Annotated in this window: 26 protein-coding genes; 21 read left to right on the forward strand and 5 right to left on the reverse strand. The window is 50.4% G+C overall.

Annotated elements, in window-relative coordinates:
- The first annotated feature begins 34 nt into the window (after nt 1–34).
- Nucleotides 35–1,117: a magnesium/cobalt transporter CorA gene (gene corA / locus BLP55_RS00740; protein WP_091140703.1), complete on the forward strand. Its 1,083-nt coding sequence runs from the start codon at nt 35–37 to the stop codon at nt 1,115–1,117.
- Between the two features lie 116 nt (nt 1,118–1,233).
- Nucleotides 1,234–1,617, forward strand: a complete 384-nt coding sequence (locus tag BLP55_RS00745; RefSeq protein WP_091140151.1) for a hypothetical protein — start codon at nt 1,234–1,236, stop codon at nt 1,615–1,617.
- Nucleotides 1,618–1,639: 22 nt separating this feature from the next.
- Here BLP55_RS00745 and BLP55_RS00750 read toward each other — a convergent pair whose 3' ends face one another.
- Together BLP55_RS00750 and BLP55_RS00755 are read right to left on the reverse strand one after the other, a co-directional pair.
- Complete coding sequence (locus BLP55_RS00750; protein ID WP_091140153.1) at nt 1,640–1,906, reverse strand: hypothetical protein; 267 nt, start codon at nt 1,904–1,906, stop codon at nt 1,640–1,642.
- Between the two features lie 75 nt (nt 1,907–1,981).
- Nucleotides 1,982–2,923: a helix-turn-helix transcriptional regulator gene (locus BLP55_RS00755; RefSeq protein ID WP_091140704.1), complete on the reverse strand. Its 942-nt coding sequence runs from the start codon at nt 2,921–2,923 to the stop codon at nt 1,982–1,984.
- A 153-nt stretch (nt 2,924–3,076) separates the two neighbouring features.
- Here BLP55_RS00755 and BLP55_RS00760 point away from each other — a divergent pair, with 153 nt between their 5' ends.
- From BLP55_RS00760 to BLP55_RS00795, 8 genes are all read left to right on the forward strand, one after another.
- Entirely contained in the window at nt 3,077–5,233 is a 2,157-nt protein-coding gene (locus BLP55_RS00760; RefSeq protein WP_091140156.1) for a TonB-dependent receptor, read from the forward strand.
- A gap of 129 nt (nt 5,234–5,362) precedes the next feature.
- Nucleotides 5,363–5,776, forward strand: coding sequence for a DUF2141 domain-containing protein (locus BLP55_RS00765; protein WP_091140158.1), 414 nt, complete (start codon nt 5,363–5,365; stop codon nt 5,774–5,776).
- 16 nt (nt 5,777–5,792) lie between these two features.
- Nucleotides 5,793–6,416 (forward strand): tetratricopeptide repeat protein, encoded by a 624-nt coding sequence (locus BLP55_RS00770; RefSeq protein ID WP_091140160.1) that lies wholly within the window; start codon nt 5,793–5,795, stop codon nt 6,414–6,416.
- Nucleotides 6,417–6,481: 65 nt separating this feature from the next.
- On the forward strand, nt 6,482–7,825 hold the full coding sequence (locus BLP55_RS00775; RefSeq protein WP_091140162.1) for a histidine kinase: 1,344 nt from the start codon (nt 6,482–6,484) through the stop codon (nt 7,823–7,825).
- The gene (locus tag BLP55_RS00780) at nt 7,816–8,133 is read left to right on the forward strand and encodes a 2TM domain-containing protein (RefSeq protein ID WP_244503385.1); all 318 of its coding nucleotides are present in this window, start codon (nt 7,816–7,818) and stop codon (nt 8,131–8,133) included. Before BLP55_RS00775 ends, BLP55_RS00780 begins: the two co-directional genes overlap by 10 nt.
- A gap of 3 nt (nt 8,134–8,136) precedes the next feature.
- Nucleotides 8,137–8,448 carry a 2TM domain-containing protein gene (locus BLP55_RS00785; protein ID WP_091140164.1) on the forward strand — a complete coding sequence of 104 codons (312 nt, stop codon included), beginning with the start codon at nt 8,137–8,139 and terminating at the stop codon, nt 8,446–8,448.
- Between the two features lie 78 nt (nt 8,449–8,526).
- On the forward strand, nt 8,527–9,285 hold the full coding sequence (locus tag BLP55_RS00790; protein ID WP_091140166.1) for a LytR/AlgR family response regulator transcription factor: 759 nt from the start codon (nt 8,527–8,529) through the stop codon (nt 9,283–9,285).
- Nucleotides 9,278–10,969, forward strand: a complete 1,692-nt coding sequence (locus BLP55_RS00795) for a CocE/NonD family hydrolase (protein ID WP_244503386.1) — start codon at nt 9,278–9,280, stop codon at nt 10,967–10,969. The genes BLP55_RS00790 and BLP55_RS00795 overlap by 8 nt, the downstream gene beginning before the upstream one ends.
- An 88-nt stretch (nt 10,970–11,057) precedes the next feature.
- Here BLP55_RS00795 and BLP55_RS00800 read toward each other — a convergent pair whose 3' ends face one another.
- Genes BLP55_RS00800 through BLP55_RS00810 form a run of 3 tightly spaced genes read right to left on the reverse strand, consistent with a single transcriptional unit; the run spans nt 11,058 to nt 14,127 of the window.
- Nucleotides 11,058–12,083, reverse strand: a complete 1,026-nt coding sequence (locus BLP55_RS00800) for a COX15/CtaA family protein (RefSeq protein WP_091140171.1) — start codon at nt 12,081–12,083, stop codon at nt 11,058–11,060.
- Nucleotides 12,084–12,136: 53 nt separating this feature from the next.
- A complete protein-coding gene (locus tag BLP55_RS00805) occupies nt 12,137–13,513 on the reverse strand; it encodes a CCA tRNA nucleotidyltransferase (RefSeq protein WP_317040266.1) in 1,377 nt (458 codons plus the stop codon).
- A gap of 53 nt (nt 13,514–13,566) precedes the next feature.
- On the reverse strand, nt 13,567–14,127 hold the full coding sequence (locus BLP55_RS00810) for an L-threonylcarbamoyladenylate synthase (protein ID WP_091140175.1): 561 nt from the start codon (nt 14,125–14,127) through the stop codon (nt 13,567–13,569).
- 206 nt (nt 14,128–14,333) lie between these two features.
- Between BLP55_RS00810 and BLP55_RS00815 the strand changes: the two genes are divergently transcribed.
- From BLP55_RS00815 to BLP55_RS00865, 11 genes are all read left to right on the forward strand, one after another.
- Nucleotides 14,334–15,242 (forward strand): hypothetical protein, encoded by a 909-nt coding sequence (locus tag BLP55_RS00815; RefSeq protein ID WP_091140177.1) that lies wholly within the window; start codon nt 14,334–14,336, stop codon nt 15,240–15,242.
- Between the two features lie 5 nt (nt 15,243–15,247).
- Entirely contained in the window at nt 15,248–16,375 is a 1,128-nt protein-coding gene (locus BLP55_RS00820; protein WP_170826760.1) for a glycosyltransferase family 4 protein, read from the forward strand.
- A 66-nt stretch (nt 16,376–16,441) separates the two neighbouring features.
- The gene (gmd, locus tag BLP55_RS00825) at nt 16,442–17,530 is read left to right on the forward strand and encodes a GDP-mannose 4,6-dehydratase (protein WP_091140183.1); all 1,089 of its coding nucleotides are present in this window, start codon (nt 16,442–16,444) and stop codon (nt 17,528–17,530) included.
- A 3-nt stretch (nt 17,531–17,533) separates the two neighbouring features.
- A complete protein-coding gene (locus BLP55_RS00830; RefSeq protein WP_091140186.1) occupies nt 17,534–18,460 on the forward strand; it encodes a GDP-L-fucose synthase family protein in 927 nt (308 codons plus the stop codon).
- Nucleotides 18,460–19,287, forward strand: coding sequence for a glycosyltransferase family 2 protein (locus tag BLP55_RS00835; protein WP_170826761.1), 828 nt, complete (start codon nt 18,460–18,462; stop codon nt 19,285–19,287). Before BLP55_RS00830 ends, BLP55_RS00835 begins: the two co-directional genes overlap by 1 nt.
- A gap of 3 nt (nt 19,288–19,290) precedes the next feature.
- The gene (locus BLP55_RS00840) at nt 19,291–20,730 is read left to right on the forward strand and encodes an MBOAT family O-acyltransferase (RefSeq protein WP_091140191.1); all 1,440 of its coding nucleotides are present in this window, start codon (nt 19,291–19,293) and stop codon (nt 20,728–20,730) included.
- Between the two features lies 1 nt (nt 20,731).
- Nucleotides 20,732–21,670, forward strand: coding sequence for a hypothetical protein (locus tag BLP55_RS00845; protein WP_091140193.1), 939 nt, complete (start codon nt 20,732–20,734; stop codon nt 21,668–21,670).
- Complete coding sequence (locus BLP55_RS00850) at nt 21,670–22,497, forward strand: hypothetical protein (protein WP_091140195.1); 828 nt, start codon at nt 21,670–21,672, stop codon at nt 22,495–22,497. The genes BLP55_RS00845 and BLP55_RS00850 overlap by 1 nt, the downstream gene beginning before the upstream one ends.
- A complete protein-coding gene (locus tag BLP55_RS00855; RefSeq protein ID WP_091140197.1) occupies nt 22,497–23,933 on the forward strand; it encodes an MBOAT family O-acyltransferase in 1,437 nt (478 codons plus the stop codon). Before BLP55_RS00850 ends, BLP55_RS00855 begins: the two co-directional genes overlap by 1 nt.
- A 1-nt stretch (nt 23,934) precedes the next feature.
- On the forward strand, nt 23,935–24,756 hold the full coding sequence (locus tag BLP55_RS00860) for a glycosyltransferase family 2 protein (RefSeq protein ID WP_091140202.1): 822 nt from the start codon (nt 23,935–23,937) through the stop codon (nt 24,754–24,756).
- Nucleotides 24,753–25,616 (forward strand): hypothetical protein, encoded by an 864-nt coding sequence (locus BLP55_RS00865; RefSeq protein ID WP_091140205.1) that lies wholly within the window; start codon nt 24,753–24,755, stop codon nt 25,614–25,616. Before BLP55_RS00860 ends, BLP55_RS00865 begins: the two co-directional genes overlap by 4 nt.
- The last annotated feature ends 277 nt before the right edge of the window (nt 25,617–25,893 follow it).

Consider the following 25,893-nt stretch of genomic DNA (forward strand, 5'->3'; position numbering starts at 1 on the left):
TCAAAAACTCCTATCTTTAGGACAAATTATTGCCGTGGAACGCATCAAATACAAGAAATCGCGCAACATCCAGCCCAATTATTACGAGTATACCGGCCACCATAAAACCGAACCCGTCGACATGCAGTTGTTTGTGTACGACGATTCGGGCTATGAGGAATACCAACACGTTTCGATCGAGAAGATCAAGGCCGAGTGCGACGATCCTGCCCAACACAAAGACGTCAAATGGCTCAACGTGCACGGGCTGCACGACACGGCCCGGATCCGAGCGCTCGGGGAGATGCTCGACCTGGAACCGTTTATCATCAGCGACATCCTGAATGTGGTCAAACGCCCCAAATTGGAGGAACTCGACAATGTGTTGTTCTTTAGCATCAAATCGGTGTTGCCTTCGGCCGATGGGCAGGAAGAACGCGTCGAACAGCTGAGTTTTGTACTCAAGGACAAATTGCTCGTGTCGTTCCAGGAAAAGAAGAGCGACTTTTTTATCCACATCCGCGAGCGCATCAAAACCCACGCGGGCATCGTACGCAAAAAGAAAAACGACTATTTGCTGTATTTGCTGCTCGAATCGGTCATGGAGAATTTTTACATCACGATCGAATTTTACGAAGACCGCATAGATGATGTCATGGCCGCTGCCAAAGTGAGCGACCGTCGCGAAATCCACGAGGAAATCCAACGGATCCGTTCGCGGTTCGGCGTGCTCAAACGATCGATCCAGCCCCTGCACGATGCGCTGTATTTGCTCAAGAGCATACGCGAAGAAGACGAATTCAACGGGATCGACAAAAGCAATTACGCATTTTTTGCAAGGCTCAACCAAAAAAGCCTCGAGTTGCTCGAACAAATCGAGTATGATATGAATTCGCTCGACAGCGCCGCCAATTTTTATTTTGCGTCGCAAAGCCGCCGTATGAACGAAATCATGAAGGTGCTCACCGGGGTGTCGGTTATTTTCATGCCGCTGACTTTTATCGTGGGGGTGTATGGAATGAACTTCGACTACATGCCCGAATTGCGCCACCCGTACGGTTATTTTACGGTGCTGGCCGTGATGTTTTTCCTGGTGGTGGGCATGGTCGTGTTTTTTAAGAAGAAACGCTGGTTTTGATGTAAAACATTGAATAACTGATAGTAAAAATTGAAATAATATAACAAAGTTCTGTTAAACCATAATCGGCACGCTGCAACGTTCGTTACATTTGGGATACTAAACCAAGACCAACAATGAGAACGTTCACCGCACAATTCGTCCTGCCGGGCAACATCGGCATTGGAAAAATGGACCCCGATTCGGCCCAGGCGCAAAAACTCCTTTCGGAGCAAATCACGAGCAATTTTCTCGCAGGCAACGCCCAACTCACACAGGTAAATGAGTTTTTTACCGAGCTCGACGACCATTCGGGCGAAAAAGACGACTCAACCGAATTTGCCACCATCGTAGACATCAACCTGTGTTTGAACGAAGCCGAAGGCCGAAACTACCTCAAACACAAAGAGCTGATCACCAGAAAAGCGGTCGAGACGTTGCGCAACAGCAAGATGTTCTTGTCCTACCTCTGGCAAAAAAAGAACACCGAACACATTGGGCTCGAAACCATTTTCGTGTAACAACCTCCAAACGGAGGTTTTTTTATGAAAGGACCTCGCACTCGAAACCGTTTTGCAATACCAACGCCCTGACCTGCGATTCGGAGTAGGCCACCGATACCACGCGCAGCACCAAATCGCAATCTTCGGTATCGACACTCCACGAGAGGATCGTTCGGTACGGGTTGAACAGTTTTTTGACCAGGGCCAAATCTGCCTGGCCGATGTTGGTCTTGAAAATGTGGATGTGGTCTAGCGAAACCTGCCGATCGCGTCGGGTTTCAATGTTTTTTGGGATGGATAGATACATGACGGTGTTTTACGACAAAAAAACAGCCACCTACTGACAACCGTGTGTCAACAACTTTTGATCCGCTGGAAAAATCTACAGGTTCTGGCTGATTTGTGCCACCAAGTCGCGTAGTTGGGTCTTTAGGTGCGTGGGCTGTACAATTTCGGCATGGTCGGCGAACATCAGCAGCCAACGCGCAAAACCCTCCATGTAAAGGGTGTGGAACGTCATTTCGACATGCGTACCCAAATCGGTTTCGGCCGCAAACCCAAAGTAATGCCTTTGGCCTTGCATATAGGCCACGATTTTTTTCGGGACGCGGATCACGACGGTTTCCACCGCATGGTTTTTCTCGGATTGTTCGAGGTATTCCTTAAAGTCAGGATGCTTTTTGTGGAACGGCGTATCGGTGGCGCAAATCTGCGTCATTCGATCGGTGCGGAATTGACGGTAATCGCCCCGCAAATGACACCACGCGACCACATACCAAAATTGGTTTTCGTGAAAGATGCCGATGGGTTCTATCGTGCGCTCGGTGCGTTGCTGGGCGTCGAAGGTTTCATAGTGCAGCCGCGCCGCGCGCTGTTCGGCGATACATTGCAGGATGCAATCGAGCGCGTTTTCGGGCGCCGATTGTTGTGGCTGAAATCTTTTGCGGACCAAGATGCGGTCTTCGATGTTTTCGACCAGGTCCTTCTCGTCGCCGCGCAACACGGCTTTCATCTTGTACATGGCCGATTGGTAGCTCGACCGCGTGGCGGCATCGGTAAATTGCGCCATGAATTTCTCGGCCGTCACGAACGTCATCGCCTCTTCTCGGGTAAACATGATGGGTGGCAACCGGTAGCCGTCTACGAGCGAATAGCCCACGCCCGCCTCGCCATACAACGGAACGCCCGCTTCTTCAAGCGAACGGATGTCGCGGTATACCGTGCGCAGGCTGATCTCGAAACGGTCGGCGAGGTCTTGCGCCTTAACGATTTTTTTCGATTGGAGCTGGATCAAGATGGCGGTGATGCGGTCGAAGCGGTTCATGGTAGGTTGGATGTAGCCCAAAAATAGGCAAACTTTTGCAGTTTCTGCTGCCGATAAAAAAATACAATCCATCCCAAAAAATCGACAATTCGGTTACGATTAGTTTCATAGCTTTGTGTGCCGTCGCACTTTTGCGGTATCAAAACCATCGTCATGAAACTACTTACCGCACTGTTGTTTTTATTTTCGGTCACCGCTTTTGGGCAACATACGATCTCGGGGAAAATTGTCGATCCCAAAGGAAAGCCCGTTCCGGGTGCCAACGTCTTTATCGAAGGCACGTACGACGGCGGATCGAGCGACGACCAAGGCACTTTTAGTTTTTCGACCGACACCTCGGGCAACCAAATGCTCGTGATTAGCGTGCTCACGTTTGAAACACAAAAAATCCTGATCGACGTGGCCAATTACCAAGGGCAAACCGTCAAAATGCGCGAAAGCGTCAACGCGCTCGATGCCGTGATTGTGACCGCAGGGACTTTCGAGGCAGGCGACAAGGCGCGGGTTTCGGTGCTCAAGCCGCTCGACATTGTGACCACGGCGGGTTCTGCGGGCGATATTGTTGCGGCGCTGCAAACCCTGCCCGGAACGCAAACCGTGGGCGAAAGCGGTCGATTGTTTGTGCGTGGGGGCGAAGCCGATGAAACCCAGACTTTTGTAGACGGCATCCGCGTGGCGCAACCGTACGGGTCTACCACCAACAATTTGCCGACACGGGGTAGGTTCTCGCCGTTTTTGTTCAGCGGGATTTCGTTCTCTACAGGCGGCTATTCGGCCGAATACGGCGAAGCGCTGTCGAGCGTCCTGCTTTTGAATACCCAAGACGAACCCGATCAGAACAAGACCGACATTTCGCTGATGACCGTCGGGCTCGGACTCGGACATACGCAAAAATGGGCCAAGAGCGCGCTGAGCATCAACACGGCTTATATCGATTTGGCGCCGTACCAGAAAGCGATCCCGCAAAACCTAGACTGGAACCGTCCGTACCAAGGCCTTTCGGGCGAAGCCGTGTACCGTTACGGGTTCAACAACGGCATGTTTAAGATGTATGCAGCCTTCGACGCGTCGCGTTTCGACATGAACCAGGAGAACGTCAACCGTCCGTTTGTCAAGGACCGCGTAGAACTCATCAACAACAATTTTTACCTGAACACGTCCTATAAAGGCAATTTTGGCGTGGGCTGGCAACTCACCACGGGGTTGGGGTATGGCTACGGACAAAACAAGATCGGCTACAATTTGAACGACATCGAGAACGTAGAACACGCGGCCCAGCTCAAATTCAAGTTGCGCAAAAGTTTTTCGGACCGGTTCAAGTTGTCGTTCGGCGCCGATTATTTCGTGACCGATTTTGTCGAGGATTACCTGCCGGTCATCGGCCAATCGGGGCAAAGCGGCTACAATGCCAACATTGCGGCGGCCTATACCGAAGCCGATATTTTTTTCTCGAAGAAATTTGCCGCCAAATTGGGCGCGCGCGTTTCGAACAACAATTTGCTGAACGAGACCGTGGTTGCGCCAAGGGCATCGGTGGCCTACAAAGTGGCCAAGTTCAGCCAGTTTTCTTTGGCCTACGGCGAATTCACGCAAGCGCCCAAGCAAGACTATCTTAAGTATTTTCACGATTTCGAAAGCGAACGCGCGTCGCATTACATCCTCAATTTCCAGTATGCGAGGGACCGTCAAACGTTTCGTGCCGAGACGTATTACAAAAAATACGACAACCTGGTCAAGTTCGATTCTGTAGCGGCGCCTTTGTTCCGCACGGTGTACGACAATTCGGGGTCGGGTTACGCCGCAGGATTGGACGTGTTTTGGCGCGACGGCCGTACGTTCAAGAACCTTGAATACTGGGTGTCTTATTCGTACATCGATACCGAGCGCAATTACCGCAATTATCCGTATGCGGTGACGCCCAACTTTGTGGCCGACCACAATTTGTCGGTGGTGGGCAAGTATTGGATCGAGGAGTGGCGCTCGCAGCTTGGCGTGACCAATACGTTCATGACGGGCCGTCCATACGAGAACCCCAACGATGTGCGGTTCATGGCAGGCAAGACCAAGGGGTACAACAGTTTGAGTTTGAGCTGGGCGTATTTGCTCAGTCAACAAAAAATCTTGTATTTTTCGGTGTCGAATGTACTGGGTACGCAAAACGTGTTTGGGTATGAATACACGCGCAACCCAGACGCCAATGGGGTGTACCAGCGTCGCGAGATTACGCCCACGGCAGACCGGTTCTTTTTTGTCGGGTTCTTTTGGACCATCAGCCAGGACAAAAAGAGCAACCAGTTGGACAACCTGTAATAGGAATAGCAACAAGCAATGCGTTCAGTTCATCCGTCAAATTCGACAATTCGGTAGCTTTCGGTTTTTAATGTGAACAATCGAAGTTACTTTTGATCCAACAATCAGCATCATCAAAATCAATACATTATGAAAAAAGCCATTTTAGTTTTAGTATTTTTAATCGGCGGGTGGATGCAGGCGCAAACCATCAGCCTCGAAGTCAAGATGACCGGGTTTCGCACCGACGCGGGCAACGTCAAAGTAGGATTGTACAACAACGAGGACGATTTTCTCAGGAAAGTTTTCAAGAACGCGGTGGTCGACATCAAGAACGGGACAGCGTCGGTGACGTTCAAGGATTTGCCCAAAGGGACTTATGCGGTATCGGTATACCACGACGAAAACAACAACGGCAAAATGGATAAGAATACGTTCCACATCCCGACCGAGGGCTACGGAACGTCCAACGACGCCAAAGGTTTTATGGGACCGCCCAAGTACGAAGACGCCAAATTTGCGGTAGCCAAGAACGCCAAGGTCAACATCAAACTCAATTATTAATCAAAATACGAACACCATGAAAAAGATACTATTTGCATTGGCGCTCTTGACCGGTTTTATCGGATGGTCGCAAACCGCCTACGAAAAAGGTATGTCCAAGGCTTTTGAGCTGTGGGGACAGGGCAACAGCGCCGAAGCATCGGCCTTGTTCGAGCGCATCGCGTCGGCCGAGAAAGACAACTGGCTCCCGAATTATTACGTGGCGCTGGTCAACACCACCGAATCGTTCCAATCGCAGGACAAGGAAAAAGTGAGCGCGCTTTTGAACAAGGCGCAGGCGGCGCTCGACCTCGAAATGGTCAAGAACCCCGAAAACGACGAAATCCTGGTCATGCAGGCCTTGATTTATACAGGTTGGGTGGCCTTCGACCCAATGACCAACGGTATGAAGCTCTCGGCCAAAGTCATGGAATTGTACGACCAGGCGCTCAAGATTGCACCCGAGAATCCGCGTGCGGTGTTTGGCCGTGCCGAATATGAAATGGGCGGCGCGAAGTTTTTTGGCGGCGACATCAAGCCGATGTGCGCCGAAGTCGACCGTTCGATCGGATTGTTCGAGAAGTTCAAGCCCGCGACGCCGTATGCGCCACAATGGGGTAAGGACCGCGCGTTGATGGTGCAGCAGGAGTGTAAGAAGTAAGTCGAAAGACGAATGACGAAAGACGAATGACGAAAGAGCAGTCAGGGAAAGCAAAGGATAGTGATATGAAATTGGGAATCAAACAAATGTTGCGGTTGTTTTTGTTGGGCGTGGGCGTCATGGTGGTGCTCGTGGTGTTCAACTGGACTTTTGGCGGGACAATCGCTTTTGATCGCGCGTTATTGATCACCTTCGGGTTTACGTTGCTGTATACCTATTCGCTTTACATTTCCAACAGCTTGGTGTTCCAGGCGCTCGACCGTTATTTTGCCAACGAGCGGTTCTCCAAAAAACGCATCGTGTTGGGGTTTGTGTTGTCGTTCTTTGTTTCGCTGCTTACGGTGTTTTTGCTCAGGATATTCGAAGATGTGGGCATCGAGCAGGAGACTTTCGCCCAATTTTGGGCCGAGGAGAAACCAAACAACTACGTTTTTGCGATCGTCATCACGTTTTTTATCACGCTGTCGGCCTATGCGTTCAATTTTTACCGCGCCTACCAGGAGAACAAGGTCAAGGAGCAAAAGATCATCGCGGGCACGGCTTCGGCCCAATTCGAGACGTTAAAAAACCAGATCGATCCGCATTTTTTGTTCAACAGCCTCAACGTACTGTCGTCTTTGATCGAAGAGAATCCCGAAAATGCGCAAAAATTCACGACCTCGCTGTCCAAGATTTACCGCTATGTGCTCGAGCAAAAAGACAAGGAACTCGTGGGGATTGACGAAGAGCTGTCGTTCGCCAAGACTTACATGAACCTGCTCAAGATGCGCTTCGAGAACAGCCTGTTCTATGAGTTACCGCAGGGAAGCATCGACCCCGAGGCCAAAGTGGTACCGCTGTCGTTGCAATTGCTGCTCGAGAACACCGTCAAGCACAACATCGTAAGCGAGCAAAAACCGCTGCACATCCGCATTTTTATCGATGGCGATTACCTGGCCATCCAAAACGATCTGCAAAAGAAAGAAGTATTGCAGGACCGCGAGGGCGTAGGGCTTCAAAACATTGTCAACCGCTACGGCATCATCACCAACCGCAAGGTGTTGGTCGAGCAAACCGAAAAAACATTCACCGTCAGGATCCCGATCTTGACCAAACAAATCACCGTCATGGAAACAAATTACAACGATCTGGAAAGCGCCTACCAAAAAGCGCAGAAAAAGGTAGAGGACATCAAGGGGTTTTACGGCAATTTCTGGTCGTGGGCGATCATTTCGATCGGGCTGGCCGTCGTGAACCTGGCGACCTATCCGCAATACCTTTGGTTTTTATATCCCACGCTAGGCTGGGGTATAGGCGTGGCCATCCACTGGATGAGCGTTTTTAACGTGATGCCGTTCCTGGGGCGCGATTGGGAGGAGAAAAAAATACGCCAAATCATCGAAAAAGAAAAAACAAGCAAATGGAAGTAGCCATGGAAATCGACAAGAATTCAATCGTTTACAAGAAGGCCAAGAAGAAGGCGCAGGAAATCCGCTCGTTTTACATCAATTTGGCGTGTTATTGTACCGTCATTCCGGTGCTGGTGTTCATCAACCTGTATTTCACACCCGAATATTACTGGTTTGTATTTTCGATGCTCGGGTGGGGGCTTGGGCTGTTTTTTCACGCGATGGGCGCCTTTGGCTGGAGTCCATTTTTAGGGAAGGATTGGGAGCAGCGCAAGCTGCAACAATTCATCGATGAAGAAAAGAACAAACAACAACACAACAAATCATAGATCATGGAAAACAACCTCGAACAACTGCAGCGCGAACGCGCACAAAAACGCGTCAAGGCCTTGGCCGGATTTTACAAACACCTTGCGGTATACCTGTTGGTCAACGGATTCTTGATCGCACTCAAGTATTTCAACCTTGATCCGGGAGAACAATTTTTTGAATTCGGCACGTTCAGCACGGCATTTTTCTGGGGCATCGGCCTAGGGTTCCATGCACTGAGTGTGTTTGGTCCGAATGTGTTTTTGGGTTCCGATTGGGAGGAACGCAAGATCAAGGAAATCATGGAAAGGGAAAAACGCAACAAATGGGAGTAGTATTATTTGACTTTATGTAAATAACACTATAGCTTTGTTGGTTAATATATTAAATTTTTTACAAGTAGATAAATACACATGAAAACCCTCATCATCGAAGACGAAAAACCGGCGGCGCGTCTGCTGCAACGCAAGTTGGAGAAACTCGGGATCCACGCCGATGCGATGCTGCATTCGGTGGCCGAATCGATCGCGTGGTTTGGGCATAATCCGCACCCCGATTTGATCTTCCTCGACATACAGCTTTCCGACGGTCTGTCGTTCGAGATATTCGAGAAAATAGACATCAAAAGCGCGGTGATCTTCACGACGGCCTACGACGAATATGCGCTCAAGGCATTCAAGCTCAACAGCATCGACTATTTGCTCAAACCCATAGACGAAGACGATCTTGAAACGGCCGTCAACAAATTCAGCGCGCGCATTCCGTCAAGCAGGCCTACAGCCATCGATTTCGAGCAAATCAAGGCGTTGTTGGCCAATCCGTTCGACAAGACCTACAAGAAGCGCTTTACGGTCAAGATCGGGCACCAACTCAAGGTGATTTCGATCGATGAGGTCGAGTGTTTTTACAGCGAGAACAAAGGGACCTACCTGCATACCAAAGACAGCCGCGACTATCTGCTCGACGGTACGCTCGAGGAATTGGAACGCGAGCTTGATCCTGCCGAATTTTTCCGCGTCAGCCGAAAGTTTATCGTCCCGCTGCGCGCCATCAAGGAAATTGCGGTATACAGCAATTCGCGGCTCAAGGTTTTGTTGCCTACCTACAAAGCCGATGAGGTGGTGGTGAGCCGTGAGAAAGTGTCGGATTTTAAAGCGTGGATCGATGCGTAGGATCGGCGTTTACGGAGTTGCCATGGCGCTGGCTTGTGCGTTTTCGGGAAATGTACGGGGTCAAAGCGCCGCCGTGCTGTCCGACAGTTTGTTCGTAATCCGCGACAGTGTAGAAATCCCGACGCGTAGCGGTATTCCGATTTCGGCCATTGTGGTGCGCAAAAAAGGCAATGACGCACCGTTGCCCGCCGTACTTTTTTATACGACCTATTTTCAAGGTCCTAAAGATGCGGTGCTCGGCAAACGATCGGCCATTAGGGATTACGTGGGCGTGGTGGCCTATGCGCGCGGCATCCGGACAAACCTCAAGCATTATGCGCCGTACGAACACGAATCAGGCGATCTGTACGACATCATCGACTGGGTCGCCAAGCAGTCGTGGTGTGACGGACGCGTAGGTATGCTGGGTGGCAGTTACACCGGATTTGCACAATGGGCCGCGGCAAAAAAGAGACATCCGGCGCTCAAGACCATCGTGCCGCAGGTGGCCGTGATGCCCGGTTTCGATGCGCCGATGGAAAACAACGTCCCCATTGGCAATGTTTTCAGCTGGGCGCACGAGAACATCTATAGATTTCCGGCCATCGGGAGGGGGTTGGTGTTTGAGTGGTTCAATGCAGGAAGTTCGTTCCGCGGCCTCGACAGCCTTGAGGGTCATCCCAGTCCGATTTTTCAAAAATGGCTCGCGCATCCGGCCTATGACGCGTATTGGCGGTCTTTGGCGCCCACCGATGCCGAATATGCGCAAATCGATATCCCGATCCTTTCGACGACCGGTTATTACGATGGTTCGCAGATCGGCGCGCTGCAATACTACAAATCGCATCTGAAGAACAATCCCAATGCCGAGCATTATTTGGTTATAGGTCCTTACGATCATTGGGGAGGGCAAAGAAATGCGGCTTCAAATCTGATGGGTTATGACATCGATCCTGTGGCGCAAGTGAACATGGGCGATTTGGCGTACCAGTGGATGGATTATATCATGAAAGCGCATCCCAAGCCCGATTTGCTTCGCGACAAGGTCAACTACGAGGTCATGGGTGGCAACCATTGGAAACACGCGCCTTCTGTCGACAAAATGGCAAACAACAAACTTAAGTTTTACCTCAATGGAGCAAAACTAAGTAGTAAGCCCGATGGGTCACGGTATGTTTCGCAAACCGTGGATTTCAAAGACCGCGAAAACCAGAACGCCTATTACACGCCAACCATAGTTTTCGATACGCTCGATGTAAGCAATGGTCGTGTGTTTGTGGGCGAACCGTTTGCAAAATCGATCGAAATCAGCGGTTCTTTCGAAGGGGAGCTATGCGTCACGATCAACAAAAAAGACATGGACGTGTCGCTCGCTTTCTATGAACTAACCGCCAACGGCAAGTATTTTTTCTTGACGCGCTATGTAGGGCGCGCGAGTTACGCAAAGGACCGCACCAAGCGTTCGCTGATCGAGCCCGGTCGGCGCACAAAAATACCGTTGGCAGCTACGCGTGTGGTAAGTAAAAAGATGGAAAAAGGGAGTAGGTTGGTGGTTTTGCTCAACGTCAACAAACACCCGTTCGAAGTGGTCAATTATGGGTCGGGAAAAGAAGTCAGCGACGAAACGATCGACGATGCGGGGGCGCCGCTCGAAGTGAAATGGCACGGGGACAGCTTTATTTCGGTCCCGATTTGGGAAGATTAATTTTGGGATTTTATTTAAAGTATAAGTTTTTATTAGTTAATTTATATCTTTGAAAATCAACAATAAAAATACTTAATATAGATTTGCTCTATAGCTGTTTTTTGGCTGCCCTCGCCTCCAAAACCAAGTAAAATTGAACGCCAAACAATGCCGATGCCAACACCAAATGCGCGGCCTGCGAACCAAACGGGAAATCGAAATAATACATCGCGATCCCGGTTGCAATTTCGAGCCCGATCAAGCCCAACACCCAATCGAGTTTTTTGTAGCCAAGCACCAACCGTCGGTTCCGCAAATACAACCAAACGTTAAAAAACAAAACGACAAACGAAAAGGTCCGGTGCAAATAGAAGTCCCAGTCGGGGTTGGAAAGTACCGCGGCCATGTTGTCGTAACCCAGGTTTTTGACTTGCATGTCGACGAATTGACGCACCTGCGTCCCAATGACTACTTGCGTTAGGGATAAAAAGAGCGCCCCCCACAACATTTTCGTGAACAAAGGGTCGTATTTCTTTTCGCTGCCTGTTCCGCTCGCTGTCCGAATAATGTACAGCATCAAAGCGACAATCACCAAAGCAACCACCATGTGCAAGGTGATCTTGACCGGGTTCAGTACAGAATACACTACCGTGGCACCAAGCCAGGCCTGAAATCCCATCAGGAACACCGTCAGCCACGACAAAGCCGTGATACGCGCCTTGCTTTTTCGCCAGGCAAGCGAATATACTGCCATGATAAACACGGCAATGCCCGCGAGTGCGCCGCAAAGTCGGTTCAGGTACTCAATCCAGGTGTGTGTAGGGTTGAATATGGCGTAATCGTGCTTGGTGTACGGGCGCCAATGGCTTTCGTTGAATTGTTCGGCGGTCGTGAAATCGGCGTTGGCCACCCAAAGCGCTTCGTCCTTGACGATGACTTGGCCTTTCTCGAATGTTTTGTTCGGTCGCCAGGTCAGTTCTTCTACGTCGGTGGGCGGGATGTAGTAGCCAAAGCATTTGGGCCAATCGGGGCAGCCCATGCCCGAGCCCGTCATGCGAACCAATGCGCCCGCGACAATGACGCTGTATACCAATACCAAAGCGATTTTCGCCGAGGGTAAGAATTTCTTTTTCATTTCAAGCAGATTGGGTTGTAAAAGTCCAATTTTTCGACGACGTCATGCGGTATTTATTGCGGTTTGAGCCCGAGCTTTTGCGCGCGTTGCATCATCAATGCATAGGCGGCTTCGTATTCGTTGGGGATTTCGCCTTCGAGTATGGCCTCCTTGATGGCTTCTTTCAAAGTGCCGATCTCGCGCGATGGCGGCAGGTTAAAAATTGCCATGATTTCTTCGCCTGTGATGGGCGGTTGAAAGTTGCGCACGCGGTCGCGCTCCTCGACCTCGACGATTTTCTCGCGGACGACCTTGAAGTTCTTGTGGTATTTCTTGAACTTGTTCGGGTTTTTGGTCGTAATGTCGGCCTCGCACAACGTCATCAGGTTCTCGACATCCTCGCCCGCGTCGAATACCAGCCTGCGCACGGCAGAATCGGTGACCTGGTCTTCCGAAAGCACGATCGGGCGTGAGCTCAGCGTGACCATCTTTTGTACAAACTTCATTTTGTGGTTGAGTGGCAACCGCAGTCTTTCGAATATCTTCTTGACCATTTTTCCGCCCAGGAATTCGTGTCCGTGAAACGTCCAGCCTTGTTTTTTGGTGAACCGCTTGGTGGGTGCCTTGCCGATGTCGTGCAAAAGCGCGGCCCAGCGCAGCCAAACGTCGTCGGTGTGCGGGCAAATGTTGTCTACCACCTCGAGCGTGTGGTAAAAGTTGTTTTTGTGTGTATGGCCTTCGATTTCCTCTACGTTGTTGAGCGCCGTGAGTTCGGGCAGGATCAAATCGAGCAGCCCTGTTTTGTACAGCAACAAAAATCCTTTGGACGGCTTGTCGGTAGACAGAATTTTGTTCAGTTCCTCTACGATGCGCTCGCCCGAGATGATTTTGATACGCTCTTTGTTCCTGCCGATGGCATCGAGCGAATCGTCTTCGATCTCGAAATCGAGTTGCGTCGAAAAACGAATCGCGCGCATCATCCTGAGCGGATCATCCGAATACGTAATATCCGGATTAAGAGGTGTTTTTATGGTTTTACTTTCCAAATCACTTAAGCCTGAAAACGGATCGAGCAAATCGCCGTAATCGGCCCTGTTCAATGAAAGTGCCAACGCGTTGATCGTAAAATCGCGGCGGTTTTGGTCGTCTTCTAGCGTGCCGTTTTCGACCATGGGTTTGCGGCTGTTGAATTCATACGATTCCTTGCGGGCGCCCACAAATTCAACGTCGATGTCGTAATAGCGCAACATGGCCGTGCCGTAGTTCTTGAACACCTGTACCTTAGGTTGGTGCGGCAACAGTTCGGCTACCTTGAGCGCGAGTTCGATGCCGCTGCCCACGGCCACGATGTCGATGTCCTTTTTGTAATCGCGGCCCAGCAAAAAGTCGCGTACGAATCCTCCGATCACGTAGCTCTCGAGCCCCAATTCGGCCGAAGCACGGGCAATCACATCAAAAATTTTAGGGTGTAAGGCTTGTTTGAAATTTTGCGCCACGGGTTGAACTATTTCCGGATGATCTTTACTTGCGAATCGTGCGTGAGCTTGATGATCGTAGACGGTTTGCCCGACACTTTGTCGCGGTGCAAATTTACGACATAGTCGACGCCGTTTACAATTTCGGGACTGATTTCTGCAAAACTTTTGGGTGTGGGTTGGCCCGAGATGTTGGCCGAGGTAGATACGAGCGGTTTTTTCATGCGCTCCATCAGCTTGTAGCAAAATGGCTCCTTGACGATCCGGATCCCGAGCGTCTTGTCCTGGCCGATCACGTTGGCCGCCACATTGCGCGGGTTGTCGAGGATGAGCGTGGTAGGGTTCTCGGACAAATCGAGGATTTGCCATGCCACTTCGGGGATTTCGCGGAACACGTTGTACATCATCTTTTCGCCATTCATCAAAACAATCATGCTTTGCGTTTCGGCGCGTTGCTTGAGCCGGTAGATTTTGGCGACGGCCTCGGCATTGGTGGCGTCGCACCCGATGCCCCAAACCGTATCGGTAGGGTACAGGATGATGCCGCCACTTTGAATCACCTCGAACGCTTTTTGGATTTCCTCTTGCATGGGATTTTCTTTCGCGCAAAGCTACGATTTTTGCATGAAATACCGCGACGCGCGATCGCCGTGCCCGATTCCACAAATGCTTCCTCGGTTCTTTCGGAAACATTTTGCGGCCGCATCGGATTCTGGAAAAAATAGTCGAATTGTTGACAAAATAAAGCGCGAGGGGCGGTAAATATCTTTATTTTTGCTAGTCCAAAAAGGTTAAGATGGGTTTCAGTATTTTTCGCAAAAGTCCGGTCAAGATCGGTTTTTTGATTTCCTACGATTACAAATACATTTTCGACGCGTTGCCGATCGTATACGATTATGCCGACGAGATCATCCTGTGTGTAGACGTCAACCGCAACACTTGGGCAGGGAAGAAGTACGACCTCGATCCCGCTTTTTTTGACCAGATTCGCGCCATCGATCCCAACCAGAAAATCGTTTTTTACGAAGACGATTTTTACGTCCCGACGCTCACGCCCATGGAAAACGATACGCGCGAACGCAACATGCTGTCCGAAAAAATGGGTCCCGATTGCTGGAAGCTCCAGATCGACGCCGACGAGTATTTCCTCAATTTCGACGCCGTGTACCATTTTTTGCAGAAACACCGTTACCTGCTGTCGAAACCCGACCACAACCCGGTGTGCATCCGCGGCAACTGGATCACATTGTTCAAGAAAACCAAGCACGGCTACATCTACATCGACAACGAAGAGGATTTTTCGTTCGCAACCAACTTGGTCGGAAAACACTTTTTTGCGCGCGATCTCGAGGGCAAGACCAACCGCGAGATCTACACCAACTTTCGCGTACTGCACCATTCCTGGGCGCGCGAGCCGCACGAGGTGCACCAAAAAATCAAGAACTGGTCGCACAAAGACGATTTTGATGGCGATGCGTTTTATGAATTCTGGATGTCGATCGACGAAAGCAATTACATGAATTTCCACGACCTGCACCCGATTTACAAAGGCGCGTGGCAAAACCTTAAGTTCATCGCTTGTTCGGATGTGCAGGACTTCATCAACAAGTTCAACGCCACGCATCCGCCGCTCGAAACCACCGAACTGCCCAAGCGCTATTTCAAGAAATACCTCAAAAACACGCTCAAAGTCTGGCGCAAATAATGCCTATGAAGCTATTACTCGATCCGCAGGCCTACAACATGCAGCGATTTGGCGGCATCACACGCTACCACACCGAGGTGCTTGTCGAATTGTCTAAGATGGGCGTCTCCATCGAATGTCCGGTCCTGTTTGCCGACAACCTGCACCTTAAGGAACACGGGCTGTTTCAAAGCCAGTGGAGCGACGTGATGCGTTGGCGTTGGTTGCCCAAATTTGTGCGCAAGAAAATCGCCAAGAAGTTCCGTCGCAAGAATTTCAAACGCACCAAAGAAGCGCTCAAAAGGCAGGACTACGACGTTTTTGTAAGCACCTATTACGATCCGTATTTTCTCGATTACATTGGCGACAAGCCGTTTGTGCTGACCTTGCACGACATGATCCACGATTTGTTTCCGCAGTATTTTACGCGCGACAAGAACACCGTGGCCTGGAAGAAGTTGTTGCTCGAGAAAGCCACACGCGTGATTGCCGTTTCCGAGAACAGCAAACGCGATGCGCTTAGGATTTATCCGCAGCTTGACCCCGATAAATTCGATGTGGTGTACTTGTCACAAAGCATCGATACGGTGTCGAAAGTGCATGTCGATTTGCCGCAAAAGTTCATCCTTTTTGTCGGCAACAGAACGATATACAAGAATTTCAACTTTTTCATCGAGGCCGTCGCGCCGCTTTTAAAGACCGATCCCGATTTGTTCGTGGTGGCCGCGGGTGGCAATGGTTTCGAAAAGGACGAAGCCGACTTGTTGCAAAAACTCGGTATCGCCGCGCAGGTCATCCAGCAGAATTTCGAGGACAACGAGCTCGCTTCTTATTACGGGCAAGCCCAGTGTTTTGTGTTTCCGTCCGAGTACGAAGGTTTCGGGATTCCGGTGCTCGAGGCCATGGCATGCGGATGTCCGGTGGTGTTGGCGCACCACAGCTCGTTTCCCGAAGTGGCGGGCGAGGCGGGCGTTTATTTCGAATTACACAACGCCGACGATTTGAAAGACAAAGTCGCGCAATTGCTTTCCGATCCGGCCTTGCGTGCCGATTTCAGCCAAAAAGGCCTGCAACGCGCCGCCCAGTTCAGTTGGCAAAAAACCGCCGCGGGATGCCTAGAAAGCTACCGCAAGGCGCTGGCGCAAAAAGCCTGACGGCAACGAAATTTTGCCTATTTTTGCACGGCATTTACGATAGTAGACAAACAAAAACAAAAATATATGAAAGTCGCATTGGTTACAGGGATTACAGGACAGGACGGCGCTTATCTGGCCGAATTGCTGTTGGAAAAAGGCTACATGGTGCACGGCATCAAACGCCGCAGCTCGTTGTTCAACACCCAGCGCATCGACCACATTTACGAAGATCCGCACGTCGAGCATCCGCATTTCAAGCTGCATTATGGCGATTTGAGCGATTCGACCAACCTGATCCGCATCATCCAGGAAACCCAGCCCGACGAAATCTACAACCTGGGCGCGATGAGCCACGTCAAGGTGAGTTTCGACGTGCCCGAATACACGGCCAACGCCGACGGCATCGGGACTTTGCGCATCCTCGACGCGGTGCGTTTGCTCGGGCTGACCAAAAAAACCAAGATTTACCAGGCCTCGACGTCGGAATTGTACGGATTGGTGCAAGAGGTGCCGCAAAAGGAAACCACGCCGTTTTATCCGCGTTCGCCGTATGCCGTCGCCAAAATGTATGCGTATTGGATTACCGTCAACTACCGCGAAGCCTACGACATGTTTGCCTGTAACGGCATTTTGTTCAACCACGAAAGCCCACGCCGCGGCGAGACGTTCGTGACCCGAAAAATCACGCGTGGCGTCGCGCAAATGGCGCTCGGGATGGCCGATACGCTTTACATGGGTAACATCGATTCGCAACGCGACTGGGGCCATGCCAAGGATTATGTCGAGGCGATGTGGCGCATTTTGCAACAAGACAAACCCGAAGATTTTGTGATTGCGACGGGCGTGACCACAACGGTGCGCGATTTCATCAAGATGGCATTTGCCGAAGTGGGCGTGGTGCTCGAGTTCAAAGGCGAAGGCGTCGACGAAAAGGCTACCGTCGTTTCAAGTTCGAATCCGGAATACAAATTCAAGATAGGGCAGGTGGTTGTGCAGATCGACCCGGCGTATTTCCGCCCAACCGAAGTCGACTTGCTCATCGGCGACCCGACCAAGGCCAAGACCAAATTGGGCTGGCAGCCTAAATACACGCTCGACATGCTCGTCAAGGAAATGATGGCGGCCGATGTAGAGATTTTCAAAAAGGAATTGCACCTCAAAAACTTCCAATAATCGATGGAAAAAAATGCCAAGATATATGTGGCCGGACACCGCGGTATGGTGGGCAGCGCGATCGTCAAGGATTTGCAGGCGCGCGGCTTTAACAACATCGTGACGCGTACGTCCACCGAACTCAATTTGATCGACCAGACCGCCGTGGCGCACTTTTTCGACCAGGAAAAACCCGAATATGTGTTTCTCGCAGCGGCCAAGGTAGGCGGCATCGTGGCCAACAATACCTACCGCGCCGACTTTTTGTACGAGAACCTCATGATCCAGAGCAATGTGATCCACGAAAGTTACAATACGGGCGTCAAGAAATTGCTGTTCTTGGGGTCTACGTGTATTTATCCGAAGATGGCGCCACAGCCGTTGCGCGAAGATTATCTGCTCACGGGGCTTTTGGAAGAAACCAACGAACCGTACGCCATCGCCAAGATTTCGGGCATCAAGATGTGCGACGCTTACCGCGACCAGTACGGCTGCAACTTCATCTCGGTGATGCCAACCAACCTTTACGGATTGAACGACAACTACGATTTGCAGAATTCGCACGTGTTGCCGGCTTTGTTGCGCAAATTCCACGAAGCCAAACAAAATGGCGACAAAACCGTCACCGTTTGGGGTTCGGGATCGCCGTTGCGTGAGTTTTTGCACGCGACCGATATGGCGAACGCTTGCGTCTACCTGATGCTCCATTACAACGACCGCGGGTTTGTGAACATTGGTACCGGCAAAGAAATCTCGATCAAGGATTTGGCCTATCTGGTCAAGGATACGGTTGGGTTTGACGGCGAAGTGGTGTTCGATACGACCAAGCCCGATGGCACGCCGCGCAAGCTTACCGATACGACCAAACTCAACGGCCTCGGATGGAAACATTCGATCGAACTGCCCGACGGCATTGCGAAGGTGTACCGCGAAAAATTCCTCGAGGTCTGATGGGAAAAATCTCGATCATCACCATCAACTACAACAACAAGACGGGGCTTGAAAAAACCATCGGCAGCGTGCTGTCGCAAAAAGGCGTCGATTTCGAATACGTCGTCATCGATGGAAATTCTAAGGACGGCAGCCGCGAGGTTGTCGAGCAATACAAAAGCCAGGTCGCCTATGCGCTGAGTGAGCCCGATACGGGTATCTACAACGCGATGAACAAAGGCATCCGTGCCGCAACAGGCGATTATTTGTTGTTTTTGAACAGTGGCGATACGTTGCTCGAACAGGACACGCTGGCCAAGGCCGCGGCTTTGATCGACGGGCAATACGATTTTTACTACGGCAACCAGATTTACCTGAGCAACCGCAGCAACCAGATCGAACACTGGATTGCGCCCGAGCAGGTTTCGCTTGGTTTTTTTGTCGACAACAGCCTGCCGCACCAGGCCACGTTCATCCGCCGGACGTTGTTCGAAAAGTTCGGGATGTACAACGAAAACCTCAAGATCGCATCGGACTGGGAGTTTTTTACCGTGGCGATTTGTTTGCACAAAGCCAGCTACAAACACATCGGGATGGTGGTTGCCGACTATGATTTTACGGGGATTTCGTCGAATCCGGACAGTTACAACCTCGTGCAATCCGAAAAGAAGATCGTCATGGAGCGGTATTTTGGGATGAACGCCGAGGAGTTCGATTTGATGAGCGAAATGAAACTCAAACGCGTCAGGAATTTGCTGTACATCAAAAAGTTCCGCTGGCCCTGGAAACTGCTCAAAGGTTTTTCGAATATTTTACTCGCTTTTTTACCCAAACCCAACAAACGCTAAACCATGCTGTTCAACTCGGTCGACTTTTTGATTTTCTTGCCCATCGTGTTTGGGTTGTATTGGTTTGCGACCAAGGGAAATCTGAAACTGCAGAACATCTTGCTGCTCGTGTCGAGTTACTTCTTCTACGCCTGTTGGGATTGGCGCTTTTTGTTTTTGCTGATGTTCTCTACGGTGCTCGACTATTACACCGGCCTGCAAATGTACGACGCCCAATCGCAGCGAATGAAGCGGTTCTGGTTTTGGCTCAGCGTGTGCATCAACCTTGGTTTTTTGGGCGTATTCAAGTATTATAACTTTTTCGCCGATTCGTTGGCTACGGCGCTCAACGGCATGGGATTCGAGGCGCATTTTTGGACGTTACAGGTGATTTTGCCCGTAGGGATTTCGTTTTACACGTTCCACGGATTGTCGTATGTGATCGATATTTACAAAGACCGCATCAAGCCCGAGCGCAATTTTGTCGATTATTCGGTGTTTGTGAGTTTCTTTCCGTTGCTTGTGGCGGGGCCTATTGAACGTGCGACGCACCTCTTGCCGCAAATCCAAACCAAAAGGCAATTCAACTACCGCCAGGCCGTCGACGGTTTGCGTCAAATCTTGTGGGGCTTGTTCAAGAAAATGGTCATCGCCGACAATTGCGCCGAGTATGCGAACATGGTTTTCGCCAATTCGGCCGACCATTCGGGCAGCACGCACATCATGGGTGTTATTTTCTTTACGTTCCAGATTTATGGCGACTTTTCGGGCTATTCCGATATCGCACTCGGGACGGCGCGTTTGTTCGGGGTCGAGCTGTTGCGCAATTTTGCCTATCCGTTCTTTTCGCGCGACACGGCCGAATACTGGCGTCGCTGGCACATTTCGTTGTCGAGCTGGTTCCGCGATTACCTGTACATTCCGCTCGGCGGCAGCAAAGGCGGCACCTGGATGAAGGTGCGCAATACGTTCATCATTTTCATTGTATCGGGTTTCTGGCATGGCGCGGCCTGGACCTATGTGTTTTGGGGATTCCTCAATGCGTTGTACATCATGCCATCGATCATATTCAACACCAACCGTCACAACATGGAGATTGTTGCCAAGGGGCGCGTATTTCCTACCTTTAACGAACTGTTCCACATTGTCACGACCTTTTCGTTGACCGTTTTTGCGTTCATCTTTTTCCGTGCCGTCGATATGGCGCATGCGTTCCAGTTCGTGACCGAGATCTTTTCGATGTCGACCTTTACGCCGCCCAAGGGCATACGCAACGAAGTCGTTTGGCTGATCGTGATCATGTTGCTCGTCGAATGGGCCGGACGCGAAAACAAGTACGCGCTCGAAAAACTCGGGATGCGTTGGCCAAGGCCATTGCGCTGGGCGTTTTATGCACTGATCGTACTTTTGATTTTTTGGTTCCAGACGATGAAAGAAGTGGCGTTTATTTATTTCCAGTTTTAAGATGAAGCAATTCCTCAAAAAAACCGTTTTGTTCCTTTGCATCCCGATGGCCGTGATGCTGATTGGGCTGTTGTTGCCGCCAACCCCGCGTGCCGAGCAGTCGCTGTTGCTCGTGGCGCCCATCAAGGATTCGATGCTGCAACACGTCAAGCAACCGCGCATCATCTTGGTTTCGGGGTCGAGTATGGGCTTTGGGCTCGTGAGCCAGATCGTCAAAGATTCGCTGCACCGCAACCCCATCAATACCGGAATCCACGGAGGCATGGGACTGTATTACTTGCTCGACAATACGGCGCAATACATCCAAAAAGGCGACATCGTGGTGCTTGCGCCCGAATACCATCAGTTTTTTGGCGATTTCTGTGAGGGCAACGAAGAACTGTTGCGCGTGTATTTCGACAACAAAAACGGACTCGATTTTTTCAAGTTGCGCGCGGTGCAACTCAAGAAGACGTATCCGTACATCCCGAGGTATGCGATGTCTAAGTTCATCCCGTCGCAATATTTCAACCTCAAGACGCAAGAGTTTTATTCCAAGCGCGCGTTCAACGAATACGGCGACGTAAACCAACATTGGGGGCAAACGTGGCCGAATCCGGTCGTGTTCGAGAAAATCGACGGCGACTACCTCAATACCGATGTGCTCCAGGCCGTGGTCGAATTCAACGAACTGGTCAAATCCAAAGGCGCGACACTTTACTTTACCTTTCCGGGGTACTTGGAACATTCCTTCGGGGTGGGCAAGCCGCAAATCAAGGAGTTTGAAGCAGCGTTGCGCAAGACCAATTTGACGATTTTGGGTACGCCCGAGCAATACATCATGACCCCCGATTTGATTTTCGATACGCCGTACCACCTCACCAAAGAAGGTGCCACCAAGCGCACGCAATTGCTGGTGAAGGATTTGAAGACGCAAATGCAAAAAGACCACCTCGAGTAATGAAGTCTTTCCTGATCAAATTGACGGTTTTTGTGTTGATCGGCGCCGCGGCCTTTCACCTCAAATCCTATTTGTTGCTCAGGAACGACAAATACCAACGCAAGGTGTCGGCGCGCGAAGTGTACCACGTGATCGGCAAAAGCCAGCAAAAGAACCCGTCCAGGAAAGTCTTGATAGGCGACAGCGTGGCGCGTCAGTTCTTCAACAGCGAATCCGAAAACGACACGCTCAATTCGCTGGCGTCCAACCAAGCCATCAGTCTGGCGGGGCAATACATCCTGCTCGACAATTACCTCAAGGCGGGCAATGTGATCGATACGTGTTATGCGGTTTTTATTCCGTCGAGTTTTCAAAACAATCTGCAACAGCTGTTTACGTACAATTATTTCGTCAAACCGTTTTACAAAGACCAGTACAAGCCTTTGCTTACAGAGACCGTTAAAAATCAAGTCGAGAAGATCCCGTACCACGGCGTCGCGCAGTATTTTGGGGTGCTCACCAACAACTGGGCGCCCGAATTTGTGTCGGATGACCAACAAGATTATGCGTTCTTTTCGCCCGTATCGGTCGAGTACATCCACAAAATGTCGGCCTTGGCCAAAGCCAAACATTTCAAATTGATTTTCGTACCTGCCGTGTGCAACGAAAACCAACGCAAGAACATCGAATCGTTTGACAAAACCGAATTGGCCAAAAACCATATTGAACAGGAGTTTGCGGGTTATTTCGACCACATCCAATACGTAGATTCCAAAGAGTTTGTAGACGATATGCACCTGCACGCGCCCGAGAAATTCATCCACCTGTACCAAAACCAAATACGCTGATGCTGTTCAATTCGCTCGATTTTGCGTTGTTCTTTCCCGTGGTTTTCGCGCTGTACTGGTTTGTGGCCAAGGACCACCTCAAGTGGCAGAACTTGCTGTTATTGGTGGCGAGTTACTTTTTTTATGCGTGTTGGGATTGGCGGTTTTTGTTCCTTTTGATGTTTTCGACCGTACTCGATTATTACACGGGTCTGCAAATGTACGATGCCAAATCGCAGCGAATGAAGCGGTTCTGGTTTTGGCTCAGCGTGGGCATCAACTTAGGGTTTTTGGGGATTTTCAAGTACTACAATTTTTTCGCCGAATCGCTCGCGGCGTCGCTCTCGGCCGTAGGATTCCACGCCGATTTCTGGACGTTGCAGGTCATTTTGCCCGTCGGGATTTCGTTCTACACGTTCCACGGGTTGTCGTATGTGATCGACATTTACAAAGACCGCATCAAGCCCGAACGTAATTTTGTCGACTATTCGGTGTTCGTGAGTTTCTTCCCGTTGCTTGTGGCCGGGCCTATCGAACGTGCGACACACCTGTTGCCGCAAATCCAGTCCAAACGGGTCTTCGACCGCAACAATGCCGTAGACGGGCTCAAGCAAGTGCTGTGGGGGCTTTTCAAGAAGGTTGTCATTGCCGACAATTGCGCCGAATACGTCAACATGGTTTTTGCGAATTCCGAAAACTATTCAGCCAGTACGCATGCCGTGGCCGCGATTTTCTTTGCGTTCCAGATTTATGGCGACTTTTCGGGTTATTCCGATATCGCGCTCGGGACGGCCAGGTTGCTCGGTATCGATTTGCTGCGCAACTTTTCCTATCCGTATTTTTCGCGCGACATCGCCGAATTCTGGCGTCGCTGGCACATTTCGCTTTCGACCTGGTTCCGCGATTACCTTTACATTCCGCTGGGCGGGAGCAAGGGCGGCGACTGGATGCGCATCCGCAACACGTTCATCATTTTTCTCGTGAGCGGATTCTGGCATGGCGCCAACTGGACGTTCATCGTTTGGGGCTTGCTGCACGCGCTGTTCATCATGCCTTCTGTCATCTTCAAGACCAACCGCAACAACCTCGAAATTGTCGCCGCGGGTCGTATTTTTCCAAAATTCAAGGATTTGACCGCCATTGTCGTCACGTTTGGGCTGACCGTTTTTGCGTGGATCTTTTTCCGTGCCGATAGTCTGGCGGGCGCGTTCCAATTCATCGGCGAGATGTTCAATGCGTCGATGTTTTCAAAACCCGAAGGCGTGCGCAACACGACCGTCTGGATGATTGTTGCACTCGTGGTTGTCGAATGGCTCGGACGCGAGCAAAAATACGGCATCGCCAAGCTGGTAGACCGTTGGCCTTTGGTTTTGCGTTGGCTGTTCTATTATACGATCGTTTTTCTTATTTTTGAATTCCGCGGTTCGAGCCAGCAGTTCATCTATTTCCAATTCTGATATGCCGAAGTTTTCCATCATCACGATCAACTACAACGACCACGAAGGGTTGAAGAAAACCATCGGCAGCGTCATCGGCCAAACGTTCAAGGATTACGAATTTTTGGTCATCGATGGCGACAGCACCGACGGGTCGAAACACATACTTTCACAAAACGCCTCGCGCATCACCTATGCGGTAAGCGAGCCCGACAGCGGCGTGTACAATGCGATGAACAAAGGTATCCGTGCGGCCAAGGGCGAGTTCATCATTTTCATGAACAGCGGCGATTTGTTCCACGATCCGGAGGTTTTGGCCAAGGCCGATGCGCTCATCGACGGACAACACGACATTTATTACGGCGACGTGATTGTCAAGAAGCCCAACTCGGAACGCCACAAGACCTATCCCAACAAACTCACGTTCGCCTATTTTTACACCAATGCATTGTGCCATCAGGCGACGTTTATCCGCAGACAGTTGTTTTTTGACCACTTCCTGTACAACGAGGATTACAAGATTTATTCGGATGGCGAATTTTTCCTGTACACGATCTGCAAAATCGGCGTGCCCTACAAACACATCGATTTGACCGTCGCCATTTACGATTTTACCGGAATTTCATCCAATCCCAAATACGAGAAGCTCCACGAGGACGAGCGCATGGCCTCGATCGAAAAGTTTTTCCCGCAATTTGCCGACGACTACAAGGTCTTGAGCAAGCTCAACGCCAAGCGTACCAAGCAGTTGTTCCATATCGAAAATTATCCGATGGCCTGGAAACTTACCAAGGGTTTTATGAGCCTGGTGTTGTTGTTCCTGCCTAAAATCAAGAAATCATGAAAAAGATCCACGTCGGCTTTTTGCTGTCCTACGACTATATTAAACTCAAGAATTCGATCCCGCCGGTGTATGCCGAGGCCGACCGTATTTTTATCGCCGCCGACGAGCACAACCGCACCTGGTCTGGGCAGCAGTTCGAGGTTGACCCTGCGTTTTACGACTGGCTCAAGGAAATCGACATAGACCAAAAGATCACGATTTACAAGGACGATTTTTATGTCCCGCATCTTTCGGCCATCGAGAACGACAACCGCGAGCGCCATTTGCTTTCGGTCAAGATGGGGGTCGGCAATTGGCTGATCCAGGTAGACAGCGACGAATATTTTCTTGATTTCAAGAAGTTTGTCGCCGATTTGCGCCAGCACGACCACCTGCTCGACGACCCCGAAAAGAACAAGGTGCAGTTCGCGTGCTTTTTGATCAACATGTTCAAATATACCGACGGCGGCCTGTTGTATGTAAAAGTCCCGACACGCGGGCTCATGGCCACGACCTATCCGAATTACCGCGTTGCGCGGAACACACGCCAGCGCATCATCTATACCGACAATGTGCTCTGGCACGAGTCATTGGCCCGTACCGATAAGGAGATCGAATTCAAGCTACGCAACTGGGGACACAACGACGAGGTCAACGTAGATGCGTTCATGGACAAATGGCGGTCGGTCAACAAGGGCAATTACCAATCGATGCGCGGGTTTTTCTACATCCAGCCCGAGAAATGGAACGAACTCGATTTTGTCGAGGGCAATACCATCGATGAGATCACCAAAAACTTTGACGGGTCGAACCTTGTCCCTTCGAAATTTTACATTTGGAAGAAGAACTTTGGGCAGTGGTTTAAGTTCTTGTTCAAATAGTATTTACTGCAAAGAACGCCAAGTTTCCGCAAAGAAAAGAAAGGTTTTGGAGTTACCGCAGCGCGCACAGTGAATGCTTTTTAAACTTTGCGTAATCTTTGTGGTTAAAAGATTTACCACAAAGAACGCCAAGTTTCCGCAAAGAAAGGAAGGGTTTTGGAGTTACCACAGCGCGGAAAAGAGAAAACTTTTAAAACTTTGCGCAACCTTTGTGTGCTTCGCGGTTAACAATTACCTTTATGTGCGTTGGTGTTTACCACAAAGCGCGCTGAGTTTC

This window comes from Flavobacterium caeni (genome assembly GCF_900101895.1).
Lineage (GTDB): Bacteria > Bacteroidota > Bacteroidia > Flavobacteriales > Flavobacteriaceae > Flavobacterium > Flavobacterium caeni.